This window comes from Streptomyces sp. 8L (assembly GCF_020176795.1).
Taxonomy (GTDB): Bacteria; Actinomycetota; Actinomycetes; order Streptomycetales; family Streptomycetaceae; genus Streptomyces.
The window spans coordinates 1-1119 of the sequence record NZ_JAIUKE010000192.1; the positions used below are offsets into that span (position 1 = coordinate 1).

Below are 1119 nucleotides of genomic sequence, written 5' to 3' on the forward strand. Positions count from 1 at the left end.
TCTTTTGGCCGTTTCACCCCCCACATCCCCCGCGCCCCCCCGCCCCCCCCCCCGGGGGGGGCCCCCCCCCCCGGCCCGCCCCCCCGCCCCCGCCGGGGGCCCCCGGGGGGGGGGGGCCGCGCCCGCCTTCGACGGGCGCGCGGCCTATGCCGCGGGCCACCTCCCCGGCGCGGTCTTCGTCGACCTCGACCGCGAACTCGCGGGCCCGCCGGGCGCGCACGGCCGCCACCCGCTTCCGGACGTCGCGGAGTTCGGTGCCGCCATGCGCGCCGCCGGGGTGCGCGGGGACACGCCCGTCGTGGCCTACGACGGCGGTCAGGGCTGGGCGGCGGCCCGTGCGTGGTGGCTGCTGCGCTGGACCGGCCACCCGGACGTGCGCGTCCTGGACGGCGGGCTCGCGGCGTGGGGAGACCGCCCCCTCGACACCGCCGCAGTGACACCGGAGGAGGGCGACTTCCTGCCCGAGCCCGGCGCGCTGGGGCTGCTGGACGCGGACGGCGCCGCCGCGCTGGCCCGCGACGGCCTGCTGCTGGACGCGCGGGCCGCGGAGCGCTACCGGGGCGACGTCGAACCCGTCGACCGGATCGGCGGCCACATCCCCGGCGCCGTCTCCGCGCCGACGACCGGGAACGTGGGCGAGGACGGCACGTTCCGCCCGGCCGTCGAACTGGCCTCCCGCTTCGCGGCCCTGGGCGCGGCCGAGGCCCCCGCGGTCGGCGTGTACTGCGGCTCGGGCGTCTCCGCGGCGCACGAGGTGCTCGCGCTGGAACTGGCCGGTGTACCGGCGGCGCTGTACGCGGGCTCCTGGTCCGAGTGGACCCAGGACGAGACCCGCCCGGTCGCGACGGGCGCCTGACCCCCGGCTGCGGGACGGGACGCCCCGCCACGCCTCCCGGGGCCGCGGGACGGGACGCCACAGCCTGACCCCCCGGCCGCGGGAAGAGAGGCCCCGCCCCGCCTTCCGGGGCCGCCTGACCCCGCACCAGGCCGGGCGTCCGCCCGGCAGCACGCGGCGGGGGGGCCCCCCCCCCCCCCCCCCCCCCGGGCCCCCCCCCCCCCCCGCGCCCCGGGGGGGGGGGTAAAAAACCCCCCGCGGGGGGGCCCCCGCCCCAGACCGTG

General features: G+C 82.1%; 1 protein-coding gene. It reads left to right on the forward strand.

The features are described from left to right. Positions 1-4: 4 nt before the first annotated feature. Positions 5-856: a sulfurtransferase gene (locus tag LCE31_RS17655; protein ID WP_225015251.1), complete on the forward strand. Its 852-nt coding sequence runs from the start codon at positions 5-7 to the stop codon at positions 854-856. The last annotated feature ends 263 nt before the right edge of the window (positions 857-1119 follow it).